This is a genomic window from Mycolicibacterium pulveris (assembly GCF_010725725.1).
Lineage (GTDB): Bacteria > Actinomycetota > Actinomycetes > Mycobacteriales > Mycobacteriaceae > Mycobacterium > Mycobacterium pulveris.
Genome location: NZ_AP022599.1, coordinates 4,881,814 through 4,905,642 on the forward strand (window position 1 = coordinate 4,881,814; position 23,829 = coordinate 4,905,642).

Here is a 23,829-nt window from a genome sequence, read left to right on the forward strand (position 1 = left end):
GGGTGGTCAGGCAAACGCCTCGACCGGCGGGCAGGAGCACACCAGGTTGCGATCGCCGTAGGCGCCGTCGATGCGACGCACCGGCGGCCACACCTTGGGCCGGAAGTTCGTGCCCAGCGGATAAGCCGCCTGCTCGCGGGTGTAGGGGTGATCCCACTGCTCGGCGACCAAGCACTCCGCGGTGTGCGGCGCCCCGCGCAGCGGATTGTCGTCCACCGGCCAGGTGCCGTCTGCGACCTTGTCGATCTCGGCGCGGATCGCGATCATCGCCTCGCAGAACGCGTCGACCTCGGCAAGGCTCTCGCTCTCGGTCGGCTCGACCATCAGCGTGCCCGCAACCGGGAAGCTCATCGTGGGTGCATGGAATCCGTAGTCCGCCAACCGCTTTGCCACATCGTCGACGGTGACACCGGTCTGCTTGGTGATCTGGCGCAGGTCCAGGATGCACTCGTGGGCGACCATGCCGTTTTTCCCGGTGTAGAGCACCGGGTAGTACTCGTCGAGGCGGCGCGCGATGTAGTTGGCCGACGCGATCGCCGTCAGCGACGCCGCCCGCAGCCCGGCGGCACCCATCATCCGGATATAGGCCCAGGTGATCGGCAGGATCGAGGCCGATCCGTACGGTGCAGCCGACACGGTGTGCGCGTCGGGCAGTTCGTCGGCCAGCGGATGGCCGGGCAGATACTTGGCCAGGTGCGAGCGCACCGCCACAGGGCCGACGCCGGGACCACCGCCGCCGTGCGGGATGCAGAACGTCTTGTGCAGGTTGAGGTGGCTGACGTCGCCACCGAACCGGCCCGGCCGGGCCAGCCCCACCAGCGCGTTGAGGTTGGCGCCGTCGACGTACACCTGCCCGCCGGCGTCGTGCACCGCGGCGCAGATGTCGGTGATGTCGTGCTCGTACACCCCGTGCGTCGACGGATAGGTGATCATCAACGCCGACAACCGGTCTGCGTGCTCGGACACCTTGGCGCGCAGGTCGTCGAGGTCGACGTCGCCGTTCTCCCGGCACGCCACCACCACGACCCGCATGCCCGCCAGCGCCGCCGACGCCGCGTTGGTGCCGTGCGCGCTGGACGGGATCAGGCAGACGTTGCGGTCGGGCTCACCGCGTTCGGCGTGGTAGGCCTGGATCGCCAGCAGCCCGGCGTACTCGCCCTGCGAACCGGCGTTGGGCTGCAGCGACACCGCGTCGTAGCCGGTGATGTCGGTCAGCCATTTCTCCAGATCGGCGATCAGCTTGCGCAACCCCGGCGCGTCGGCGGCCGGCGCGAACGGATGGACACGACCGAACTCCGGCCAGGTGATCGGCTCCATCTCGGCGGCCGCGTTGAGCTTCATGGTGCATGAGCCGAGCGGAATCATGCTGCGGTCCAACGCGATGTCCTTGTCGGCCAGCGACCGCAGGTATCGCATCATCTCGGTTTCGGTGCGGTAGCGGGTGAACGCGGGATGGGTGAGGAACGCCGACGTCCGCGTCGCGATCTGCGTACCCTCGTGGGCCGCGTCGACGGGGGCCGCCCCGAACGCCGACAGGACCGCGTCCACGTGCGATGCGGTGGTGGCCTCGTCGCACGCCACCGACACGTGGTCGTCGTCGACGCGCCACACGTTGATGCCGCGGGCCTTGGCCTTGTCGCGGATCTCGGTGGCCCGGCCGGGCACCCGCGCCAGCACCGTGTCGAAGAACGCGTCGTGCACCACCTCGACACCGGCGGCGGTCAACCCGGCGGCCAGCGCGCGCGCCCGCTCGTGCACCCGACGCGCGATCGCGGTCAGCCCGTCGGCGCCGTGATAGCTGGCGTACATCGCGGCCAGCACCGCCAACAGCACCTGCGCGGTGCAGATGTTGCTGGTCGCCTTGTCGCGGCGGATGTGCTGTTCGCGGGTCTGCAGCGCGAGCCGGTATGCCGGCGACCCGTCGGCGTCGACGGAGACCCCGACCAGCCGGCCGGGCAGCTGGCGGGCGTGCTTGGTGCGCACCGCGAGATAGCCGGCGTGCGGGCCGCCGAAGCCCATCGGCACCCCGAACCTCTGCGTGCTGCCGAACGCGACGTCGGCACCCAACTCGCCCGGCGGCGTGATCAGGGTCAGGGCCAGCAGGTCGGCCCCGATCGCGACCAGCGCGCCGCGCTCGTGCGCCTGGTCGATCAGCTCACTCCAGTCGAGCACGGCGCCGCTGGCGGCGGGCAGCTGCGCGATCACCCCGAAGAACTCCCCTCCGTCGGGTAGATCCGGAAGACCATTGCGCAGGTCGGCGCTGACGAGCTCGATGCCGAGCGGTTCGGCGCGGGTGGCCAGCACGGCGGCGGTCTGCCGGTACACGTCGACGTCCACGGCCAGCCGGTTCGAGGAGCCCTTGACCGCCCGGTGCATCAGGGTCATCGCCTCCGCGGCGGCGGTGCCTTCGTCCAGCATCGACGCGTTGGCCACCTCGAGGCCGGTCAGGTCGGTGACCATGGTCTGGAAGTTCAGCAGTGCCTCCAGCCGGCCCTGGCTGATCTCGGGCTGATACGGCGTGTAGGCGGTGTACCACGCCGGGTTCTCAATGATGTTGCGGCGCAACACCGGCGGGGTCAACGTGTCGAAGTAGCCCTGCCCGATCATCGACACCGCGATCGTGTTGGATTCCGCCATTGCGCGCAGCTCCGCCAGCGCCTCCTCCTCGGTGGCCGGCGGCAGCAGCTGATCCAAGCCCGGCGCCACCCCGTCGGAGGGGACCGCGTCGAGAATGCCGGCGGGCACCGCCTTCTCGGCTAGCTCGTCAAGGGAGGCCACCCCGATGGTGTCGAGCATGGTCGCGACTTCGTCGGCGTCCGGACCGATGTGGCGGTTGGCGAAGGTAAGCGGGTGATGATCGAACACTAACGAGTACTCCAGACACATGAAGGTTGAGAACCGCTGGGTTCCTCTCCCTCTGTCGTCAACCCGGTCCGGGCGCCTGAGAGATTCGGCGCCGCCTCGACGGTCGAGGAGACGCCTTTCCCCATGGGCGGGTAAGCAGGGCTTACCGCTTTCCAGAGGCATCGGGGGTCTCGTGCGGTCCGGGTGCCTGAGAGGTTGACGGAGAGGTATTGCTCCTTCGGCGTCCGTGGCTGGGTGTCACGGAACTCTCCCGCACAAGCGCGATGCGCTGACGAGTTTACCGCGAGCCAGGGGGCCGTCAGCCGATCTTGCGGTCGCGGTGCTTGCGCCGCGAGGCCAGTTCGTCCTCGGGTGCGGCGATGGACTCGCCGCCGTCGGCCCGCTCACCCGGAAAATCCGCGATGGCCCCGGTCAACTCGCGCATCGCGCCGGACACGGCGATGCCGAACACCCCCTGGCCGCCCTGCAACAGGTCGACCACTTCCTCGGCCGACGTGCACTCGTAAACCGTAGTGCCGTCGGAAAACAGCGTGATGTTGGCCAGATCGCGGACTCCGCGCTGACGCAGATGGTCGACGGCGACGCGGATGTTGTGCAGCGAGATGCCGGTGTCGAGCAACCGCTTGACGATCTTGAGAACCAGGATGTCCTTGAACGAGTACAACCGCTGGCTGCCCGAACCCGCCGCGCTGCGGATCGACGGGACGACCAGCGAGGTGCGCGCCCAGTAGTCCAGCTGGCGGTAGGTGATGCCGGCGATCTGGCAGGCGCTGGGTCCGCGGTAGCCGACGAGTTCGTCGGGGACCGAGTCGTCCGGAAACAGACCTGGTTGCACGGGTTCGCTGGGGTGTCCGCTGGTCGAAGTCGCTGCCGAATCCGCGGGGCCGCTGCCAGAGGTGAGGTCCAGCTGCTCTTGACGTGGCGTGTCTCCCACTTCCGAAATCCTCTCGCCGATCGAACCCGTGTCCGTGGTCGCGCGTGGGGCGCCCAATGGCCGAGCCCGAGTGTGTCGAGCATACGCTTCCCGCCGGGCCCGCGACTGTCCATCAGTGGACCGGCACCTCAAAGTATGGCTGCCCGATTCCCGCTTGGCAGAAACCCGCGCCGCGTGTCGAGAGCGACGAGACGTTTCCGTGACAAAGCCGCGTTAGGTGGCCTTGAAATCGTCGGGCGACACGCTGTCGAGAAACTCCTTGAACTTCTCGACCTCGTCCTCGCGGACCGCGCCTGCCGCCTCGTCGTCGTTCTCGTCGGGAATCAGCAGGCCGGCCTCTGCGAGCACGGCCTCTTCGACGTATATCGGCACGCCGACGCGCAACGCGATCGCCACCGAGTCCGACGGGCGCGCCGATACCTTGATGTCGCGGTCAAAGATCAGGTCGGCGTAGAACGTGCCTTCCTGCAGGTCGACGATCCGCACCTCTTTGAGCGAATGACCAAGCGCACCAATAAGATCTCGGATCAGATCGTGCGTCAGCGGCCTGGCGGGCTCCACGCCCTGCTGCTCGAGCGCGATCGCCGCGGCTTCTGACTGTCCGATCCAGATCGGCAGATAGCGGTCACCGTTCGACTCGCGGAGCAGCAAAACCGGCTGGTTTTGTGGCTGCTCCACGCGAATGCCGACCACACGCACCTCACCCATATGTGTCTGCCCTCCGCACCAAGAAGCCGTACAAAACGAGTCTAATCCTCAGCGATCAAGAACGTCGCGCACAGCGGACTTGATCAGCGACGTGTGCAGCATGATCGCCAGCGCGGCCACTTCACGGGCGAGATCGTCGCCCCGCTCCCGGGCACCGGCCTTACCCGCCTTGGCCACCGGTCCGGCGATCTGGGCGATGAGGTCGGATTGGCGGTCAGCCGCCGAGCGGAACGCCCGCAGGTGTCGCGGCTCCACCCCGTATTCGCCCAGCGCGCGGGCGCACTGGGCGATCACCACCGAATGTTCGTCGAAAAAACCGCCCGGCCCGGTGGTGATCACCCCGGCCCGCACCAACGCGGTCAAGAGCTCGTCGTCCACGCCGGAACGCGCCAACAGGTCCTCCCGCGACAACCGCACCTGGGTAGGGGCCACCGAGGCCGCGCTGACGTGCGCGGCCGGGTCGGTCGACTCGGCACCGACCGGCACCAATCGCGGTACACCGTAAGGTGATCCGCTCTGCGGCGGCAGCTCGCCGTCGGGCTGCGCGTCGAGCTGGGCCTTGATCACCTTCAGCGGCAGGTAATGGTCGCGCTGGGCGGTCAGGATGAACCGCAGGCGAGCGCAGTCGTAGGCGGTGAACCGCCGATAACCCGACGCCGTGCGCTCAGGGGTGACCAGTCCTTCGGACTCCAAGAACCGGATCTTAGAGATCGTCACGTCCGGGAAGTCCGGTCGCAGCAGATCGAGGACCGCTCCGATCGACATCCCAGTGAGCGCGGGAGTGTCGGGGGCACCCATCATTTACTCTTCGCGCAAGCGCTCATCGACCACTAGCCGGCCTGACCGCTGTCGTCGCTCTTCGGACCGGTGAGGAAGACCAGCCGGAACTTGCCGATCTGGACCTCGTCACCGTTGGCCAACACGGCGGAGTCCACCGGTTCGCGGTTGACGTAGGTGCCGTTGAGGCTGCCGACGTCGACGACCTGGAACTCGCCGCCTTCCAGCCGGAACTCGGCGTGCCGACGGCTCACCGTCACATCGTCGAGGAAGATGTCGCTGTCGGGGTGGCGGCCTGCCGAGGTGGTCGGCTGGTCGAGCAGGAATCGCGAGCCGGCGTTGGGCCCGCGCTTGACGACGAGCAACGCCGAGCCGACCGGCAAACCCTCGACTCCGGAGACCGCCCCCTCGGCGCCCGCCGCCGCCGGGGCGTCCAGCTCGTTGAGGAAGTCGGCGCGGAATACCGATGTCGTTTCCACGGTGACTTCGTCAGACGTCTGGTCGGACCCAGAGTTCTTGTCCTTATCCGTCACCCGCTGCTCCTCACTGGCTGCTGTGGCGATACAGGGTCGAGCCCCGGCCGTGATGCCTCTGGTCTCGACCGTACCGCGCAGTAGACGTCGTTGTGCCCACCACCGCCGGATCCGCCGTTAGGCGTCCGGTGGGAGAAACCCTAACAACCGTCATTCGGTCACCGTGGCGCGGTAGCCGTCGGCGTCGAGCAGCCCGCTGAGGGCTTCCTCCAGCGTGGCGGCGTCCACCTGCAGGTCGATCAGCCAGCCCTCACCGTACGGATCCGAGTTGACCAACTGCGGATTTCCTTCCAGATCACCGTTGACCGCAATGACTTTCGCGCTGACCGGAGCGTAGAGGTCAGACACCGACTTGGTCGACTCCACCTCGCCGAACGATTCGCCTGCCGTCACCTCCGCACCGACGTCGGGCAGCTGCACGAACACCACGTCACCCAGCGCGGACTGGGCATAGTCGGTGATGCCGACACGCACCGTGTCGTCGCCGGTGCGCAGCACCCACTCGTGTTCCTCGGTGTACTTCAGCTCGGCTGGGATCTCGCTCACGACGCTCCTATTTCCTGTTTTCTTCCGCTCACTGCGCTTGACCTCATTTAACTGGCTGAGCGTATTGGCGGGGTTTCGGTTGCCGCAAGGCGGTCACGTCCACCCGGTCCGCCTGCTGAACCGTCATCGTGCCCCCGACCCGCTCGATGCTGTCCTTGGCCCCGCCGGGGATGTTCATCGCCGCGGCCAACGTCGGCGGATCACCAATCGCCACAACGGTATAGGGCGGGTGCAACGTCACGTTGTCGATGACGAGCGCGCCCGGGGCGCCGGCCACCCAGGTGTCCACGCCGACCCGCACGGCGGCTTGCCCACCACGAATCTCCATGGCCTCCGCGCCGGCGTTGCGCAGCTCGTTGATGACGTCGAGCAGCGTCTCGGCCGGCACCCCCGGGGTGGTGTCGGTGATGGTCAGCGTCACCCCGGGCCCGGTGGCAGGCACCGTGCCGATCATGATCGACAGCGCCGCCAGGCGGGCCTGCGCGTTCTCGATGGCGGCCTGGTCGCTGTCGCCGGAAGCCTCGAGTTCGGCCACCGTGCGCTGCAGCTCGGCGACTTCGGTGTTCAGCGCCGCCTCGCGTTGCTGCAGCGAGTCCAACAACACCAGCAGGTCGGCTGGGCGCGCGGTCTCCAGGGAGTCGCCGGATTCGGTCTGGCGCACCTGCGTGACGATCGCGATGCCGAGCAGCACGCACAACAGCACCCCCAACGCACCGAAGACCAGCTGTGAGCGTCCTCGCCGCCCGACCGTGGTCCGCAGGTCACTCAGCCGTGACGTCGGCGCGTCGGGCGGTAGCTCGTGTTTGCCGCCCCGCGTCCGGCCGGCGTCGACGCGATCCGGCTCCGCCGGATGCTGCGGTGGGTTCTCGGTCATCGCTACGCCCCGAACAGCCTGCGTCGCAACGCGGCCGCGTTGCCGAAGATGCGGATCCCGAGCACCACGATGATGGCCGTCGACAGCTGCGTGCCGACCCCGAGTTGGTCACCGAGGTAGACGATGAGCGCCGCGACCAAGACGTTGAACACGAACGACACCACGAACACCTTCGAGTCGAAGATGCGCTCCAGGTAGGCGCGCAGCCCGCCGAACACCGCGTCCAGCGCCGCGACCACGGCGATCGGCAGATACGGCTGGACGAACTCGGGTACATCGGGCTGAAACACCAGCCCGAGCACGATGCCGATGACTAGTGCGGCGATTCCGATCATGCGTCTGGCTTCATGTTGTGGTTATTGACCAATCTGCTTGGCGAAGTTGACTTCTCGAACCGAACCGGCGGGCAGCGTGACGGTGTCCGATGCGCTCACCTGCACGCCCACACCGTAAGAGATCTCCAGCAGCCGGAGGCGCTGCAACCCCGGGCTGCGCTCGAAAATGTCTTTCATCGCGTTCGGCGGTCCGATCGCGAGGATGACGTACGGGCTGGCGATCGGTTGATTGTCCACCAGAATGCCGCCGCCGGCCTGCCGGACGGTCACGTTCGGCCCGACCCGCACCCCGCCGACCGACACCGCCTCCGCGCCGCCGGCCCACAGCGAGTTGACCACCAACTGCAGGTCGCGATCCAAGATCACCTGCTGGCTGCCTGTCACCCGTTCCTTGGACACGTCGCTGAGGTTTTGTGACACACCCGGGTCGGTGACGGTGGTCGTCAGGCCGGGACCGATGACGGGGACGGCGGCCGCGGCGACGTCGGCCTGGTCGAGCCGGCCCAACAGCTGCTGGCCGAGTGCACCGCCTTCGAGGCGGCGGCGCCGTTCGGTGTCGACTTGCTCGGCCAGCGCGTCGCGGCGGGCCGTGAGGTCGGTGGTCGCGGCCTCGGCCGATCGCACGCTGCCCGCCAGGGCGTGCTGGGTCTCCCGCACGCCGGTGGCGGTGTTGCGGGCCTGGGCCATCGCGGTGGCGAACACGGCCGCGATCAGCAGCGCACCGCACAATTGCCACGCCCAGTTCTGCCACCGCGGGCGGCGCTTCCCGGCGGCCTCTCCCGCGGCTCTGGCCTCGGCGGCCGCCGCGTAGCCGGGATCGAGGTGTTCGGTCAACAACGACCGCAGCAGCGACGGCACCGGTATCAGCGTCGGTTTGTCGGCCGCGTGGGCGCTGCGCCCGGCGTTGGGGTCGAATCCGCCGAGGGTCTTGCGGAAGCTCTGCGTCATCGGATTCCCCGGCCCTTCGCACAAGCGCTCATCGCGAAACCCTCGATACTTTGGGCATTTTCCGCATCACCAGCGCCACCTGGATCAGGTACAGCACACCCGACCACAGATACATCGCCAGGCCCCAGATCAGAAACCCCCAGCCGCAGGCCAGAATCACCCGGCTCCACAACGCGTCCCACTGGCCGAGCAGGATCAGCGGCAGACCCGACATCAACGCGAACGTCGCCGCCTTGCCGATGTAGGTCACCGGCAGCGCGGTGAGCCCGCGGCTGCGCAGCAGCGGCAGCGTCGCAGCCAGCACGGCGTCGCGTCCGACCAAGGTCCCCACGATCCACCACGGCAGCGAGCCGTGGATCGCCATCGCCACCGGAACCACCAGCATGTAGATGCGGTCCACGGCGGGGTCGAGGTACTCCCCCAGCCGCGACGACTGGTTGTCGACGAGACGCGCGATCTTGCCGTCGGCCCAGTCCGAGAAGCCGCTGAACATCAGGACGGCCACCGCCCACCCGTTGGCCTCGGCGACCAGCAGCAGCCAGAGAAACACCGGCACCAACGCCAGGCGCAGCGCGCTGAGCATGTTGGGAACGGTCAACACCCGGTTGCGGGTAGGACCTGTGGTATCCGGCGGCGAAGGCGCCCGGCCACGCGCCTCGGTCATGGGCTAAACCTAGCGGAACACCCCGGGCAGGCTCAGCGCGGAGAGCGAGTCGTCGGCAAGCGGGTTGTCGTGGACCATGTACGTCCACGTCGAGGTCGGCCGCGCCAGTTTCGACAGGTCCACGCCGGGCTCGTGCTCGATCGACGGCGCGGTCTCGAACGTCTGCTGCGCGGCCTCGATCGCGTCGGCCGCCAGCGAGGCGAACGCGTCCACGGCCATCCGGTGAAACTCGTCGATCGGGGTTTGGTTGCCCAGGGCGCGAAGGTGGATGCTCTCGCGGATGTCGGACAGGTACGCCAGGTGATCGGCCCAGCCCCGGTCCAGGTGGTACAGCATGATCAGCCGGCAGATCTTCTCCAGCTTGTCCTCGCCGAGCTCCTCGACCAGCTCGGCGTAGCGTTTCGGTGCCCGCTCCTCGAGCTCTTCACGGGCAACCGCGGTGCGCAGCAACGTGTCCCGACGTTCGACGATGATGGCGCGCTGCTGTGCGATCAGCTGGTTGTAGCGCCAGTTGTTGGCGTGGATGTCAAGCATCCGGCCCTCGGCGATGCGCTGGGCGTTGTCCAGCAGCGCGGCGGCTTTGGGGCTGACGATGCGGCCGGTGTCGTCGGTGTCCATCGGCAGCTTGTTGGGGTCCAGGTGGGCGACGACGACGGCGTCCTCCCAACTGGCGAAGAACACCGACGAGCCGGGATCGCCTTGGCGGCCGGCGCGGCCGCGCAGCTGGTTGTCCAACCGCTCGGTGTGATGGCGCCCGGTGCCGACGACATGCAGCCCGCCGAGTTCGGCGACCTCCTTCTTCTTCGCCGATTGATCGTCGGCGTCGGACCCGCCCAGCCGGATGTCGGTGCCGCGACCGGCCATCTGGGTGGACACCGTCACGCTGGCGAGCTTGCCCGCCTCGGCGATGACGGCGGCTTCCTCGGCGTCGTTCTTGGCGTTGAGCACCACGGCGGCCACACCGGCCTTGACCAGTCGGCGGTGCAGATCCTCGGATTCGGCGACGTCGTGGGTGCCGACCAGCACGGGTTGGCCCGTCTCGTGCACCTCTTTGATGTGCTCGACGAGGGCGTCGTTCTTGGCGGCCACCGTCGCATACACCCGGTCGGGCTCGTCCTCGCGAATGTTGGGGGTGTTCGGCGCGATCGGCGAGACCCCGAGCTTGTAGAACTGGCGCAGCTGCTCACCCGCGGCCAGGGCGGTGCCGGTCATTCCGCACACCCGCGGATACCGGTTGATCAGCGCCTGCACCGTGATGGTGTCGAGCACCTCACCGGTCTCGGTGGTCTCGATGCCCTCCTTGGCCTCCACGGCGGCCTGCAGGCCGTCCGGCCAGCGCTGCAACTGGGCGATGCGGCCGCGCGAGGCGTTGATCAGGTGCACCGCGCCGTCGCGGACGATGTAGTGCACGTCGCGCTGCAACAACACGTGGGCGTGCAGCGCCACGTTGATCTCGGTGAGCGTGGTGGCGACGTGCTCCTCGGAGTACAGGTCGATGCCACCGAGCTGGGCCTCCATCTTCTTGGCACCGACCTCGGTGAGGTGCACGTTGCGGTTGTCGTCATCGGTGTCGTAGTCGACGCCGGCGGTGAGGTCGCCCACCATCTTTATGATTTCGGTTCTCGGCGTCTCCCGGTGCGTGGTGCCGGCGAGCACCAGCGGCACCAGCGCCTCGTCGACGAGCACGGAGTCGGCCTCGTCGATGAGCGCCACATCGGGGTTCGGCGACACCAGGTCCTCGACGTCGGTGACGAGCTGGTCGCGCAGCACGTCGAAGCCGATCTCGTTGACCGACGCGTAGGTGACGTCACACCGGTAGGCGGCGCGGCGCTCCTGGCCACTGGACTTCTCGGTGATCCAGCCGACGGTCAACCCGAGGGCCTCCAGCAGCGGGCCCATCCACTCGGCGTCGCGGCGCGCGAGGTAGTCGTTGATCGTGATGACGTGCACGTGCCTGCCCGCCAGCGCGTAGCCGGCCGCCGCGATCGCCCCCGACAACGTCTTGCCCTCACCGGTGGCCATCTCGACCACATCGCCTGCCAACATCCGCAGCGCGCCGAGCAGCTGGACGTCGAAGGGACGCAACGACGTGGTGCGCTCGGCTGCCTCGCGGGCGATGGCCAAGAACTGGGGAATGTCGGCCGAGTCGGCCAGGTCCTCCAGGTTCAGCAGCTTGGCCGCCTTGCGCAGCTGCTCGTCGTCGAGCCCGGCAGCCTTCTCGTCGAACTCCGTCGACTTGCGGACGTCCGCCATCGACTGCGCCTGGTCGCGCTCGGTGCTCGCGCCGAGCAGCTTCCAGAAGCGATTGCTGATACGACCTGGGGCGCGCATCTTGGTCCTAGCCACACAAATACGGTACGCGTCCCCGCATTACGCGTGTGCCCGCGCTCGCCGGGGAACCCCGAAGCAGGGCGGGTCAGGCCAGGTTCGAGCGACGCGGGTAGGCCACCGTCGGGTCGGTCAGCACGTTGACCACCGCGGGTAGGCCCGCCGAGAACGCGCGCTTCAGGGCGGGCCGCAACTCGGCGGGCTTCGACACCAGCTCGCCGTGCCCGCCCAGCGCCGCGACCACCTGGTCGTAGCGGGTGCCCGGTCGCAGATCGGCCACCACCGAGTACCCGTAGAGCATCTCCATCGGATGTTTCTCCAGCGCCCAGATGCCGTTGTTGCCGATCACCGACACCACCTGCACGCGGTGCCGGACCAGCGTGTCCCACTCCATGCCGGAGAACCCGAACGCGCCGTCACCCTGCAGCAGCACCACCTGCCGGTCCGGGCACGCCAGCTTGGCCGCCAGCGCATAGCCCGGTCCGGAACCCAGGCAGCCGAACGGCCCGCTGTCCAGCCACGCCCCGGGCACATAGCTGTCGATGACGCGGCCCGCGTACGAACCGAAATCGCCTGCGTCGATGACGACGATGGCGTCGCGCTCCAGCAGCGGTTTGAGCTCGGCGTACACCCGCATCGGATGAAGCGGCGCGCGGTCGTCGCCGAGCTCGGCGGCCTCGCCCTGCCGCGCCGCGCTCTCCGCCGCGCGCAATTCTTCGATCCAGCCCGCATGACCGTTCGGGGTCGCCGCCGACAGCGCGGCCAGGATCTTGCCGAGATCGCCGTACAGCCCGGCCGCCACCTCGCGCGGATGCCGCCGCTCCGGTGCCACCCGGTCGACCGCGATGAGTTGGGCCTCGGCGCCGAATACGCCGCCGAACCCCAACCGGAAGTCCAGCGGCACCCCGATCACCAGCGCAACGTCGGCCTCCCCCAACGCTTTCGACCGGGCCCTGGAGAACGCCAGCTCGTGATCGGCGGGCACGGTACCGCGGGCCATGCCGTTCATCAGCACCGGGATCCGCAGCGCCTCAGCAAGATTCAGCAGCGCGGTCTCGGCGCGCCCCCACCACACGTTGGTGCCCGCCATGATGACGGGCCGCTGTGCGCCCGACAGCAGCCGCACAGCGGCGTCGACGGCGGCGCCATCCGGGTCGCCGCCCGCGGGCAACTCGGCCAGCGCGCCGGGTGCGCCGTCGTCGGGAGCCTCGCTGAACACGTGGTCCATCGGGAAGTCGACGAACGCCACGCCCGACGGCGCACCCACCGCGGCGCGCAGCGCGTTGTCGATCAGCGGCCCGACGTCCGCCGGAGACTGTGCCGTCGCCGCGAACGGAGCCAGTGGCGCCACGAACGGGACGTGGTCGATCTCCTGCAGCGAACCCTGCCCCCACCGCAGCGCCGGCGCCCGCCCACCGAGTACCACCAGCGGTGACTGGTTCTGCTGCGCGGCGGCCATCGCGCTCATGCCGTTGGTGACGCCGGGCCCGGCGGTCAGCGCGGCGACCCCGGGCACCCGGGTGACCTTGGACCAGCCTTCGGCGGCAAACGCCGCCGTCTGCTCGTGGCGGGTGTCGACCAGCCGGATGTTCTCGGCGCGGCAGCCGTCGTAGATCGAGAACAGGTGTCCGCCGGAGAGCGTGAAGACCACCTCGATGCCGCTGGCGCGCAGCCGCCGGGCGATCAGGCGGCCGGCGTTCACCGTGGACGGCCCGGCAGCATCGGTGCTCATACCGGCAGCATAATCACCGCGTGCCGCGCCCTGGCCTGGCTAATCTGCGGCGACGGCGGTGGGGCCGACGCACCGGTCCATGCGGGTTTCTGAAGCGCTGCGGGCGATTCGGAGAGGTACCTTGCCGGAATGGAAAGTTTCGTCCCGACGCTGGACTGGGACCACGAACTGTGGACCTCGCTGATCTGGGTTGCGCGGGCCTGGGTGATCGCCGCGATCGCCACGCTGATCATGGTGGCGTTGCTGGCCCGGTTCACCACCTGGGGTCGCCAGTTCTGGCGCATCACCGGCGGCTACTTCAAGGGCCCGGAAAGCATCAAGGTCTGGATCTGGCTGGGCGCGCTGCTGCTGTCGGTGATCGTCGGCGTTCGGCTGTCCGTGCTCTTCACGTTCCAGGGCAGCGACATGATGACCAGCTTCCAGGTCGTCGCGGCGGGCCTGGGCAGCGGCGATCCCGAGGTCAGGCAGTCCGGCGAGGCCGGCTTCTGGATGTCGATGCTGGTCTTTGCGCTGCTGGCCGTCCTGCACGTCGCGCGCATCATGCTGGATCTGTTCATGACCCAGCGGTTCATGTTGGCGTGGCGGGTGTGGCTCACCGACCGTCTCACCGGCGACTGGCTCGACGACAAGGCGTACTACCGCGGTCGGTTCATCGACGAGACGATCGATAACCCGGATCAGCGCATCCAACAGGACATCGACATCTTCACCGCCGGCGTGGGCGGGCTGCCCAACACCCCCAACAACACGTCGACCGCCACCCTGCTGTTCGGCGCGGTCAACGCCATCGCCTCGATGATCTCGTTCACCGCCATCCTGTGGCATCTGTCCGGCACGCTCACGCTACCGGTGGTCGACATCTCGCTACCCAAGGCGATGTTCTGGATTCTGCTGACCTACGTGCTGTTGGCGTCGATCTTCGCGTTCTGGATCGGGCGGCCCATCATCTGGCTGTCCTTCCGTAACGAGAAGTACAACGCCGCCTTCCGCTACGCGCTGGTGCGGCTGCGCGACGCATCGGAGGCCGTCGCCTTCTACCGTGGCGAACTCGCCGAGCGCACGGGGCTGCGCCGGCTGTTCGAGCCCGTGGTGTCCAACTACAAGCGCTACATCAACCGGATGATGGGCTTTTACGGGTGGAACCTGTCGATGGACCAGATCATCGTGGTGCCGCCGTATCTCCTGCAGTTCCCGCGGTTCCTGTCCGGCGAGATCACCCTCGGCGCGATGACACAGACCGCGGCGGCGTTCGGCAACATCGAGCAGGGGCTGTCGTTCTTCCGCAACGCCTACGACCAATTCGCCGGATACCGGGCGGCGATCATCCGCTTGCACGGCCTGGTGCTCGCCAACGACGAGGGCCGCGCGCTGCCCGAATTGACCACCAAGCCCTGCGTCGACGGCACCGTCGAGCTCAACGACGTCGAGGTCCGCACCCCCGACGGCAAGCAACTGATCAAACCGCTCGACATGCGGCTGGAAGTCGGTGACACGTTGGTGATCACCGGCCCGTCCGGCAGCGGCAAGACCACGCTGCTGCGCAGCCTCGCGCAGTTGTGGCCGTTCACTTCCGGGGCGTTGACGCGGCCGTGCGGGCCCAACGAGACGATGTTCCTGTCGCAGCTGCCGTACGTGCCGCTCGGCGACCTGCGCACGGTGGTGAGCTATCCGAACGAAGGCGGCACCATCCCCGACGACACCTTGCGCGACACGCTCACCAAGGTGGCGCTGCCGCATCTCGTCGACCGCCTCGACGAGGTCGAGGACTGGGCCAAGGTGCTCTCACCCGGAGAACAGCAGCGGATCGCGTTCGCCCGCATCCTGCTGACCAAACCCAAGGCGGTCTTCCTCGACGAGTCGACGTCCGCGCTCGACGAGGGCCTGGAGTTCCTGCTCTACGACCTGGTGCGCACCGAACTGCCGGACACCATCATGGTCAGCGTCAGCCACCGCAGCACCGTGGAACAGCACCACACCCGCGAACTGGAACTGCTCGGCGACGGCGAGTGGCGCCTGGGCCGCGTGCAGGGCGACGAGCCGGCGCGCGTCTAGACGCGGGCGGCGCGCCTGGCTGCGTGTCCACCCGCCCGCCGCCCGAAGAACGACCCCTCGCCCAGTTGGGTTCCGCTGGCGTAGCCCTTGCCGTCCTGGGCGATGTTGGATGCGCACGCGCCCGCCGCGTACAGCCCGGGCACCGGGGTGCCGTCCTCGCGCAGCACCTGCCCGTCGACCGTCACGTCCAGCCCACCCATGGTGAACCCGGAGTACATCGCGACGCCCAGCGACAGGTCGAACGCCGCCCACGGCCCGTTGTCTTGGGCGGCAAGGTATTCCGGCTGTTTGTGGAAGTCGGGGTCCTCACCGCGGGCAGCGTCGGTGTTGTACCGATCGAGGGTGGCCGCCAGGTTACCTTCCGGAATGCCAAGCGCCTCTTCCATTTCCGCGACGGTCTCCCAGCCGTCGATGAACTTGATCAACGGCATCTCGGGCATCTCCATGTGCGCCTCGTCCACGATCAGATAGGCCTTCTGCTCGGGCTGCTCGAGCACGAACGCCGAGGTGCGCGAATGGTAGGAGTCCTCGGCGACGAACCGCTTGCCGTCCTTGTTGACGATCACACCGGTGAGCAGGATCTCCGGCGGGTAGGCAGCGGCGGTGATGAACAGCCCGTCAAGGTTTTTGGTGACCCCGCCCGCCGACACCCCCAGCCGGATCCCGAGCCCGTCGTCGTTGGGGTTGCCGAGAATGTAGGGCTCCACCTCGCCGTGGTGTTTGGTGCGACGCTTGGTCCCCAGTGCGGGGGTGTGCCGGGCCACCATCTCCTCGTTCATCGCGAACCCGCCCGCGGCGATGACAACGGCCTTGGCCTTGGCCGCGCCGGTCTCCCCGAAGTGCTTCCAGCGCACACCCACCACGGCTCCGTCGTCGACGACGAGGTTGGTCGCCCCGGTCTCGTAGCGGATCTGCACGCCGAGTTCGGTGGCGCGCTTGAGCAGCAGGTCGGTGACCATCGCCGCGCCGCCGAGTTCCCCGGGTACCGGCACCGAGTGGCCGCGCGGGGCGGGACGGACCTTCTCGTAGAACGGCCAGACCTTCTCGTTGCCGGTGTACGACAACCCCTCGGTGCCCGGCGGAACCACCACCTTGCCCGGATAGAAGCTGCGCTCGAACTGAAAGCCAAGGGACTCCAGCCAATTGAAGTGCTCGACGCTGCCCTCGCAGTACGCGCGGATCTTCTCGTGGTCGGGATCCGGGGACACCTCGACGAGGTACTTGTACATCTCCTCGGGGGTGTCGTCGTGACCGGTGGCCTTCTGCACCGCGGTGCCGCCGCCGAGATAGAAGTGCCCGCCGGCCATCGCCGTGGTGCCGCCGACCGCGGCGGCCTTCTCCAGCACCAGCACCGACGCCCCCTCGGCCGCCGCGCTGACCGCCGCGCAGCCGCCGGCGATGCCGAACCCGACCACGAGGACGTCGACCTCGTCGGACCACTCGGTCACGTCCGCCGCGTCGACGGTGTCGGGAATGTCCAGTCCGCTCACTGCTGCTCCTGTTTCACGTAGTCGAAGAATGCCCTGATCTCGTCGGGCAGGTAGGCGATCTCGAGGTACGGCACGCCGGCGTCGGCGGCCGACACGTAGGCGAACCGCATGCCGCCGGGCATTACGCCCTGTTGTACGACCGGGGTCGCGTTGCGCTCGGCGGCCTGCAGCGCCGCGTCGAAATCCTCGGGGCTCGGCGCCGCCACGCAGATGTGATGCAACCCCGGCCCGGCCCGGTCGAGGAACTCCGTGTAGATGCTGGCGCCCGACACCGGTGCGATGAGTTCGAGCTGGGTGTCACCGGCGTAGCTGAGCGAGATCGCGGCGACAAAATCCGCAGGTGCGCCGCGCAAGGTGCAGGTGTCGGGCCCGAAGTGCACCTCGGGCATGCGGATCCATTTCTTGGCGCCGAGCAGCGTGGTCAGGGCCGCCTCGGTGGCGTCGAGGTCCCGCGTCACCCAAGCAATCTGGACAGGTGTCTGGGCAAGCATCGCGTCGAGGATATCCTCGCGCTGCCCCGATGGCTAGAACGTGTTCTAGTTCAGCCTTCGCCAAGGTAGATCGCCAGGCAGCGGTCGGCCATCTCCCGGGCGGCCGCCGGGTCTTCGCCGCCGGCCACGTGCGCGGCGCACCACCGCTCGCTGGACAGCGCCAGGAAGCGGCGACCGTCGTCGGTGCCCAGCCACTGCTGTCCGGCGGCGGGATCGACGGACTCTCCGGTGCGCAGATGGATCGCCAGGCCGAGCACCATGGAATCCCAACCCATTCCGACGGCGCCGGGCCCGTACATGCGGGCGAGGTCGTCGTCGACGTGGGCGACGTGCTCGATCACCAACCGCGCCCGGTCCGGCCCTTCGCCGCTGACGCTGACGTCGATCCAGCTGGTGCCTCCGCCGTACTCCCAGGTGGCGGTGAAGTTCCTCGGCGGGTCGCACGTCAGAACCGTGCCGCCGGCGTGGCCCTCCAGTTGGTAGGAGCCGCCGAGCCGCAGGTCGCCGGAGATCGGCATCAGCCACCGCGGAATGCGTTCGATGCTGGTCACCGCGTCCCAGAGGTCTTCGGCGTCGGTGTCGTAGGACTGGCTGATGGTGGCGACGTGCGCCTGCCCGTTCTCGAGGGTTCGGGTTCCGTATTGCCGCTGTACCGCGTTGATCTGGTAGTCGACGTCTACATCGATCATGTCGTCTTCTCTCACCGTTGTCGTTTGCCGCGTGCGATCTCGGTCGCCAACGCGTCCAGACGCGGTGCCCAGAACCGGCGGAACCCGTCCAGCCACTCGTCGACCTCACGCAACCCTGCCGCGTCAACGGCATACAGCCGCCGTTGACCGTCCGCCCGTACGGACGTGAACCCGTTGTCGCGCAGGACTTTCAGATGCTGCGATACCGCGGGCTGGGTGATCGCGAACTCGTCCTGGATCGCCGATCCGATGGCGCCGGCCGACATCTCGCCGTCGACGAGCAACTCGAGGATGCGACGGCGCACCGGGTCCCCCAGGACGTCGAACGCGTGCACCCACTCAAGATAAAGCCCCAACTTATATAAGTCAAGGCTTATTCATGGCCCCGGGTTACGGCACCGCCACGGGCATCGACGCCGCGGCGTCGACGTTGGCGGACGCGGCCGAGATAACATCTTCGCGGGCCTGCTGGCTGGTCACATTCCACGACACCGCCGCGGGGTACTGCCCCCAGGTGCTGTTGAACATGCCGATGATCGCGGCCCGGCCGTCGGGTGTGATCACGTAGACGGGTCCGCCGGAGTCGCCTTTCTGGCTGACGACACCGTTGGACATGGTGAACCAGCCGTTGTTGACCGATTCGACAGTGCCGCAGCTTTCCCCGGTGACCACACCGAAGTGGCAGACGGGCAGCCCCGGGGTGGGCACGATCGCGGGATCCGAGACCAGCACCCGGCCGCCCGGCAGCACGTTGTTGACCACCGCGTCGGGGGCCAGCCCGATGATCTGCCAGTCGGTGATCGGATGGTTGCTGTCCACGGTGGCGCCGTTGGGCGTGTTGTCGCGGAACTGCACCTGGGTGCCGACGAACGCGCCGTTGCGGTCGCTGACGTGCCCGCTACCGCGGCAGTGTCCCGCGGTGAACGCGACGCGCGCCGCGAGATCGATGAATCCCAGCGTGCACACGGTGTTGTCCTGGCGGATCTCCATCCCCGGGTACACCTGCACCCCGGGCTGGGCATTCATGGGTGCTGCTGGAACTGCGAGCGCGACGATCGGGGCGGCCAACGCTGCCATCGCGCGAAACCTTCGTCGGAGCACTTTCCGCACCGATCCTCTCGAGTAACAGGGTGACAACGGTACCGCCGTGACGCGGTTTCCTGTACCCGAGCGAGAGAACTCGTAATCCGCCCGACCAGCGACAACCGTTCACGGTGGCACCTACCCTTGGCAATCGCTCAAGATCACGAAGATGTTACGGACCCCGTTCGGGCGGGCCGAAGAGTCTCCGATCAGGCGGGTAGTTCCTGCCCCCGGCGGGCGTCGTCGGGCACCCGGCGTTCGGCGGGTTCCCAGCCGGGCGGGCCGAACGCGTAACCGAGCTTGTCGCGCCACCGGCGGGCCCGACGCACGTCGCGCAGGATCGCCATGTACTCGTAGGTCTGCAGCGTCCAGATGTTGTAGGTGTCGACCTGCTTGGTCAGGCCGTAGTGCGGGCGCACCGTCTCCGGCTGGAAGGTTCCGAAGAGCCGGTCCCACAGGATGAAGATGCCGCCGTAGTTCTTGTCCAGGTACTGCTGGTCCATCCCGTGGTGCACCCGGTGGTGCGACGGGGTATTGAAGATGAACTCGATTGGCGCCCACAGCTTTTCAATGCGTTCGGTATGAATCCAGAACTGGTAGATCAGGTTGATCGAGAAGCTGGCGAACACCATCCACGGCGGCACGCCCAGCAGCGGCAGCACCGCGCGCAGGAACACGTCGCCGCTGATGTTCCACTTCTGGCGGAGCGCGGTGGCGAAGTTGAAGTACTGGCTGGAGTGGTGGGCCTGATGCGTCGCCCAGATCAGCCGGACCCGGTGGGCGATGCGGTGATACACGTAGTACATCAGGTCGACGCCCACGATCGCGATGACCCAGGTGTACCAGGCGTTGGCGGGCAGCTGCCACGGCGCCACATAGGCGTACAGGGCCGCGTAGCCCAGCAACGCGATGAAGTTCAGCACCCCGCTGGTCAGGACCGACACCGCGCCCATGGAGACGCTGGTCCAGGCGTCGGGCTTGGAATACGCACCGGCCGGCGGTCGCTCGACCCGGTCCTCCTCGTGCGCCAGCTTGCGCGCCGCGGCCCATTCGATGGCCAGCAGCAACAGGAAGAACGGGACCGCGTACATCACGGGGTCGTGCATCAGCGGCGGCAGCACGTCCGCGAAAGTCCGACTCCAGTCCACGGCAGCAGCACCTCCGCCGCAGAGTCTACGTGCTACCGGAAGCTGAGCACCTGATCGCCCCAGGCCGAGCGCACGTCGGCGTCCAGGTCGTCGACCACCCGGTCCTCGGTGTCGATGACGATGCAGGCCCGGTCGTCCCTGCGGTATCGGCGCCACTGCGGGCCACCCTGCCGGTCCGACGGGGTGCCGTCGACGGCGAAGCTCAACCAGCGGCTGCGGATGCGCGCCGAGACCGCCTTGCCCGTCTTCAACCCGCCCAGCTTGAACGTGGGATCTTTCGGGCCCGCCACGAGGTTGCCCCACACGTAGGGCAGCTCGGTGGCGTGGGCGGCGCCGAGCCGCAGCAGCCGCAGCATCGGGGTGGCGAAGTCGAACCGGTACAGGTAGACCGGCGCGACTTCGCTGTGGCCTTCGGCGAACCAGATCGAGGGCATGCGGAAGCCGATGTCGCGGGCCACGCCCAGTCCGATGATCCTGGGGCGGCCGCGGTAGGCCGCCCGGATCTGCGCCTCGCTGGGCAGCTGCAGCCCGGGCTGTTCGGCGGCGATGGTGGCGAACATCTGTCGGATCGCCTGCGGGGTGATCGGCATCAGCGGCGACTTCATCCAGCGGAACAGCGCGGCCTCGTGCTTGTTGGTGCCGATGATCAGCGGGACCGGATGGGTGCGGCCCTGGCGGGCCAGCTCGACCGGATGCGCGGGCACGAGGTCGCCGTCGATGATCGGCGCGAACGCCAGGGTGCCCGGCGTCGTCGCCGGGACCGCGTCGAACACGCGTTGGGCCGCGGCGTTGACGACGGAGATCGGGGCCGACGGCAGGTGATGGGTTTCGTCGGTTCGCATGTCGAGAGTGTCGAGGAACCGATGGGCGACCCGTCGGCTGCGCTCACGGTCATAGATCGAGGTCGCCGGCGAGCTCTGCGCGATCGCCGCGCTGAACAGTCCGGCGGCGGCCGGGCTGGCCAGCAGGGTGGTCACGACTCCCGCGCCCGCGGATTCGCCGAACACCGTGACGCGTTCGGGGTCTCCCCCGAACGCCGCGATGTTGTCGCGGACCCAGCGCAGCGCGAAGAGCACGTCGCGCAGGCCGAGGTTGGTGGCGAACCGATCGCCGAATGCGGACAGATCCAGGAAGCCCAGCGCGCCGAGCCGGTAGTTGATCGTGACGATGACGGCGTCGCCCGCGCTGGCCAGCGTGCGCCCGTGATACAGCGGCTGTGCCGACGAGCCGATGATGTAGGCGCCCCCGTGGATCCAGACCATGACGGGTTTGGCGGCGCCGGGTTCGGTGTCCGAGGAGGCCCACACGTTGAGGGTCAGGCAGTCGTCGCCCTGCGGCGCGCCCAGGTCGATCGGGATCTTCGGGTCGGTCGGCTGCGGGCAGACCGGGCCCACCCTGGTGGCGTCGAGCGGCGCGGTCCACGACCGCGGCGGTTCGGGTGCCCGCCAGCGCAGCTCGCCGACGGGCGCGGCCGCATACGGGATGCCCTTCCAGGACTTCACGGTTCCGTCGTCGATACCACGCACGGGCCCGTTGGCGGTGTCGACGACGAGCGCGTGTCCGGTTGCGTGCTCCGCGTCGGCCGTCATGCGAAACAGGCTACCTGCGGTACGTGGGTGCCGAGATCGACGTTTTGGCGGATTCCACTCGACTTCTCCCGCCCAAAGGTCCATTTGGGCGGGGCTCGCGTGGGTTTGGAGGTAGGTCGGCTAATTTGTTTCGCGTGCGGAACTGGGTGCTGCTCGGCTCGGCGGTCATCGCGGAGATCGCCGCCACATTGTCATTACGTGCCTCCCACGACAACTCGGCGTGGTTGGCGGTCGTGATCGTCGGATACGTCACGGCGTTCAGCCTGTTGACCCTGGTGCTGCGCGCCGGCATGCCGGTCGGGGTGGCCTACGGCATCTGGGGTGCACTGGGCACCGCGGGCACCGCGGCGCTGGCGGCGGTCATCTTCGGCGACCCGTTCACCTGGCCGATCGTCGCGGGTATCGGGTTGATCATCGCCGGGGTGCTGCTGGTCGAGTTCGGATCGGAGCGCGCGGCGGCGGTGGACGCGCCGTGATGTGGGCGGCGCTGGGGGGCGCGATCGTGTTCGAGGTGTTCGCGACGATGTCGTTGCGGGCATCCGAGGGATTCCGCAAGCGGGCCTGGATCGCGCCGGTGATCCTCGGCTATCTGGCGTCGTTCTATCTGCTGTGGCTGACGCTGGCCATGGGCATGCCGGTGGGGGTGGCCTACGGGATCTGGACCGCATGCGGTGTGGCGCTGGTGGCGCTGATCGCCCGCGGGGTGTTCCGCGAACCGCTGACCTTGATGATGGTGCTGGGCATCGCGTTGATCGTCGCCGGCGTGCTCACGATCGAGATGGCCGGCGCCGCGCACTGAGCGCACCGGCAAGCAGCATCACCACCAGCCCCGCGACCGGGACGCTGAGCAACCCGACCCGCAGGCTGGTGGCGTCGGCGATCAGCCCGACCAGCAGCGGCGCACCGAAGAAGCCGAGCCGCATCAGCCAGGTCACCGCCGTCAGCCCGGTGCCCGGACGCAGGCCGGGCAGCTGGTCGGCGCCGTGCATGGCCGACGGGATCAGGGTGGCGACCCCGAAACCGGCCGCCGCGAACCCGGCGATGGTGCCGGGAACCGACGGCACCGCCAGCGCGGCGCCCATCCCCGCCGCGGCGATCAACGCGCCCGCGCGCGCCACCGCGCGTTCGCCGAACCTGTCGACAAACCGGTCCCCGATCAGTCGCCCGACGAACATGGCGCCCACCAGCGCGACGTAACCGAACGCCGCCAATGCGCCGGGCGCACCCAGGCTGTCGCGCAGATACAGGGTGGCCCAGGAACTTCCGGCGTCTTCGATGGTGGCCCCCGCCACCGCGATGACCACCAGCGCGAGCAGCGTGGCATACACCGCGACGCCCCCACCTGTCCCGCCGGTGCGCGCCGCCGCCGGATGGTCGTCGTGGTCGGGGCCCGGCAACAGGTACGGGTAGGCGGCGATGACCACTGCGCTGAGCACCACCGCCGCGCCACCCAGGTGCACCGCCCGGGAGATGTTCAGCGCGATCGCGGCCGCGCCGGTCAGACCGCCGAGAATCGCGCCGACCGCCCAGACCGCGTGAAACGAGTTGATGATCGAGCGGCCGTAAACGCGTTGCACCCGCAGCCCATGCGCGTTCTGCGCGACGTCGGTGACCGCGTCGCACGCGCCGGCGACGAACAGCGCCCCCGCAAGCAGCGCGGCGGACGGGGCCAGCCCCGCCAGCACGACGAACACGGCGATCCCGACGGTGCCCGCGACCGCCACCCGCGACGAGCGGAACCGGCGGATCAGCGCCGCGGCGGTCAGCCCGGCCACCAGCGCGCCTGCGGAGAAGGCGGCCACCGCCGCGCCGTAGACCGCGTTGGACAGCGCCAGATCGGTCTTGATCTCCGGATAACGCGGCAGCAGGTTGGCGAAGACGGCGCCGTTGGTCAAGAACAGCACCGCGACGGCGGCGCGGGCCCGCCTGGTCTGCGCCGAGGCCGCGCGGGGCGGGTCGGGCGCCATGCCTGGCACCCTACCGATCTGGCCCGCGCGCGACTCGTCCGAGCGATCGGGCGAATGCGGCCGGGCGCACCCGGGT

23 protein-coding genes and 2 riboswitches are annotated in these 23,829 nt (G+C 68.6%); of the genes, 3 read left to right on the forward strand and 20 right to left on the reverse strand.

The genetic code is table 11. From position 1 onward, the window contains the following. Positions 1-6: 6 nt before the first annotated feature. The 12 genes from gcvP to G6N28_RS23710 form a co-directional block, all read right to left on the reverse strand. Positions 7-2,865, reverse strand: a complete 2,859-nt coding sequence (gene gcvP / locus G6N28_RS23655) for an aminomethyl-transferring glycine dehydrogenase (protein ID WP_235674674.1) — start codon at positions 2,863-2,865, stop codon at positions 7-9. Positions 2,866-2,920: 55 nt separating this feature from the next. After that, positions 2,921-3,030: riboswitch (glycine riboswitch) on the reverse strand. Beyond that, a riboswitch (glycine riboswitch) is annotated at positions 3,031-3,128 on the reverse strand. A 35-nt stretch (positions 3,129-3,163) separates the two neighbouring features. After that, positions 3,164-3,799: a MerR family transcriptional regulator gene (locus G6N28_RS23660; RefSeq protein ID WP_163904591.1), complete on the reverse strand. Its 636-nt coding sequence runs from the start codon at positions 3,797-3,799 to the stop codon at positions 3,164-3,166. Positions 3,800-4,012: 213 nt separating this feature from the next. Further along, positions 4,013-4,507: a bifunctional nuclease family protein gene (locus G6N28_RS23665; protein ID WP_046752239.1), complete on the reverse strand. Its 495-nt coding sequence runs from the start codon at positions 4,505-4,507 to the stop codon at positions 4,013-4,015. Between the two features lie 48 nt (positions 4,508-4,555). Continuing rightward, on the reverse strand, positions 4,556-5,305 hold the full coding sequence (ftsR, locus tag G6N28_RS23670; RefSeq protein ID WP_163904594.1) for a transcriptional regulator FtsR: 750 nt from the start codon (positions 5,303-5,305) through the stop codon (positions 4,556-4,558). Positions 5,306-5,337: 32 nt separating this feature from the next. Next, a complete protein-coding gene (gene garA / locus G6N28_RS23675; RefSeq protein ID WP_163904596.1) occupies positions 5,338-5,817 on the reverse strand; it encodes a glycogen accumulation regulator GarA in 480 nt (159 codons plus the stop codon). 150 nt (positions 5,818-5,967) lie between these two features. Further along, positions 5,968-6,363: a glycine cleavage system protein GcvH gene (gene gcvH, locus G6N28_RS23680; RefSeq protein ID WP_163904598.1), complete on the reverse strand. Its 396-nt coding sequence runs from the start codon at positions 6,361-6,363 to the stop codon at positions 5,968-5,970. A gap of 43 nt (positions 6,364-6,406) precedes the next feature. Then, positions 6,407-7,237 carry a DUF881 domain-containing protein gene (locus G6N28_RS23685; RefSeq protein WP_163904600.1) on the reverse strand — a complete coding sequence of 277 codons (831 nt, stop codon included), beginning with the start codon at positions 7,235-7,237 and terminating at the stop codon, positions 6,407-6,409. 2 nt (positions 7,238-7,239) lie between these two features. After that, positions 7,240-7,572, reverse strand: a complete 333-nt coding sequence (locus G6N28_RS23690; RefSeq protein ID WP_046752235.1) for a small basic family protein — start codon at positions 7,570-7,572, stop codon at positions 7,240-7,242. Positions 7,573-7,593: 21 nt separating this feature from the next. Continuing rightward, entirely contained in the window at positions 7,594-8,520 is a 927-nt protein-coding gene (locus G6N28_RS23695) for a DUF881 domain-containing protein (protein WP_163904602.1), read from the reverse strand. Positions 8,521-8,548: 28 nt separating this feature from the next. Further along, positions 8,549-9,184 (reverse strand): CDP-alcohol phosphatidyltransferase family protein, encoded by a 636-nt coding sequence (locus G6N28_RS23700; protein ID WP_163904604.1) that lies wholly within the window; start codon positions 9,182-9,184, stop codon positions 8,549-8,551. A 9-nt stretch (positions 9,185-9,193) separates the two neighbouring features. Continuing rightward, the gene (gene secA2, locus G6N28_RS23705) at positions 9,194-11,515 is read right to left on the reverse strand and encodes an accessory Sec system translocase SecA2 (protein WP_163906578.1); all 2,322 of its coding nucleotides are present in this window, start codon (positions 11,513-11,515) and stop codon (positions 9,194-9,196) included. 85 nt (positions 11,516-11,600) lie between these two features. After that, a complete protein-coding gene (locus G6N28_RS23710; RefSeq protein ID WP_163904606.1) occupies positions 11,601-13,244 on the reverse strand; it encodes an acetolactate synthase in 1,644 nt (547 codons plus the stop codon). A 129-nt stretch (positions 13,245-13,373) separates the two neighbouring features. On the opposite strand from G6N28_RS23710, the gene G6N28_RS23715 reads away from it, so the two are divergent. Next, on the forward strand, positions 13,374-15,296 hold the full coding sequence (locus tag G6N28_RS23715) for an ABC transporter ATP-binding protein/permease (RefSeq protein ID WP_163904608.1): 1,923 nt from the start codon (positions 13,374-13,376) through the stop codon (positions 15,294-15,296). On the opposite strand, the gene G6N28_RS23720 is transcribed toward G6N28_RS23715, so the two are convergent. From G6N28_RS23720 to G6N28_RS23750, 7 genes are all read right to left on the reverse strand, one after another. Further along, a complete protein-coding gene (locus G6N28_RS23720) occupies positions 15,293-16,786 on the reverse strand; it encodes an FAD-binding protein (protein WP_163904610.1) in 1,494 nt (497 codons plus the stop codon). The two genes, G6N28_RS23715 and G6N28_RS23720, sit on opposite strands and share 4 nt — an antisense overlap. Next, on the reverse strand, positions 16,783-17,277 hold the full coding sequence (locus G6N28_RS23725) for a VOC family protein (protein WP_163904612.1): 495 nt from the start codon (positions 17,275-17,277) through the stop codon (positions 16,783-16,785). The genes G6N28_RS23720 and G6N28_RS23725 overlap by 4 nt, the downstream gene beginning before the upstream one ends. Before the next feature lie 50 nt (positions 17,278-17,327). Continuing rightward, positions 17,328-17,966: an SRPBCC family protein gene (locus G6N28_RS23730; RefSeq protein ID WP_163904614.1), complete on the reverse strand. Its 639-nt coding sequence runs from the start codon at positions 17,964-17,966 to the stop codon at positions 17,328-17,330. Between the two features lie 11 nt (positions 17,967-17,977). After that, positions 17,978-18,301: an ArsR/SmtB family transcription factor gene (locus tag G6N28_RS23735; protein WP_163904616.1), complete on the reverse strand. Its 324-nt coding sequence runs from the start codon at positions 18,299-18,301 to the stop codon at positions 17,978-17,980. 55 nt (positions 18,302-18,356) lie between these two features. After that, positions 18,357-19,043 (reverse strand): Rv1815 family serine proteinase, encoded by a 687-nt coding sequence (locus tag G6N28_RS23740; protein ID WP_163904618.1) that lies wholly within the window; start codon positions 19,041-19,043, stop codon positions 18,357-18,359. Between the two features lie 215 nt (positions 19,044-19,258). Continuing rightward, positions 19,259-20,155, reverse strand: coding sequence for a sterol desaturase family protein (locus G6N28_RS23745; protein ID WP_163906579.1), 897 nt, complete (start codon positions 20,153-20,155; stop codon positions 19,259-19,261). Positions 20,156-20,229: 74 nt separating this feature from the next. Then, a complete protein-coding gene (locus G6N28_RS23750) occupies positions 20,230-21,786 on the reverse strand; it encodes a carboxylesterase/lipase family protein (RefSeq protein ID WP_163904620.1) in 1,557 nt (518 codons plus the stop codon). 134 nt (positions 21,787-21,920) lie between these two features. Between G6N28_RS23750 and G6N28_RS23755 the strand changes: the two genes are divergently transcribed. Continuing rightward, entirely contained in the window at positions 21,921-22,262 is a 342-nt protein-coding gene (locus G6N28_RS23755) for a DMT family transporter (protein WP_163904622.1), read from the forward strand. Further along, positions 22,262-22,585 (forward strand): DMT family transporter, encoded by a 324-nt coding sequence (locus G6N28_RS23760; RefSeq protein ID WP_163904624.1) that lies wholly within the window; start codon positions 22,262-22,264, stop codon positions 22,583-22,585. Before G6N28_RS23755 ends, G6N28_RS23760 begins: the two co-directional genes overlap by 1 nt. Here the strand turns inward: G6N28_RS23760 and G6N28_RS23765 are convergent. Continuing rightward, positions 22,554-23,753 (reverse strand): MFS transporter, encoded by a 1,200-nt coding sequence (locus tag G6N28_RS23765; protein WP_163904626.1) that lies wholly within the window; start codon positions 23,751-23,753, stop codon positions 22,554-22,556. The two genes, G6N28_RS23760 and G6N28_RS23765, sit on opposite strands and share 32 nt — an antisense overlap. Positions 23,754-23,829: the final 76 nt, after the last annotated feature.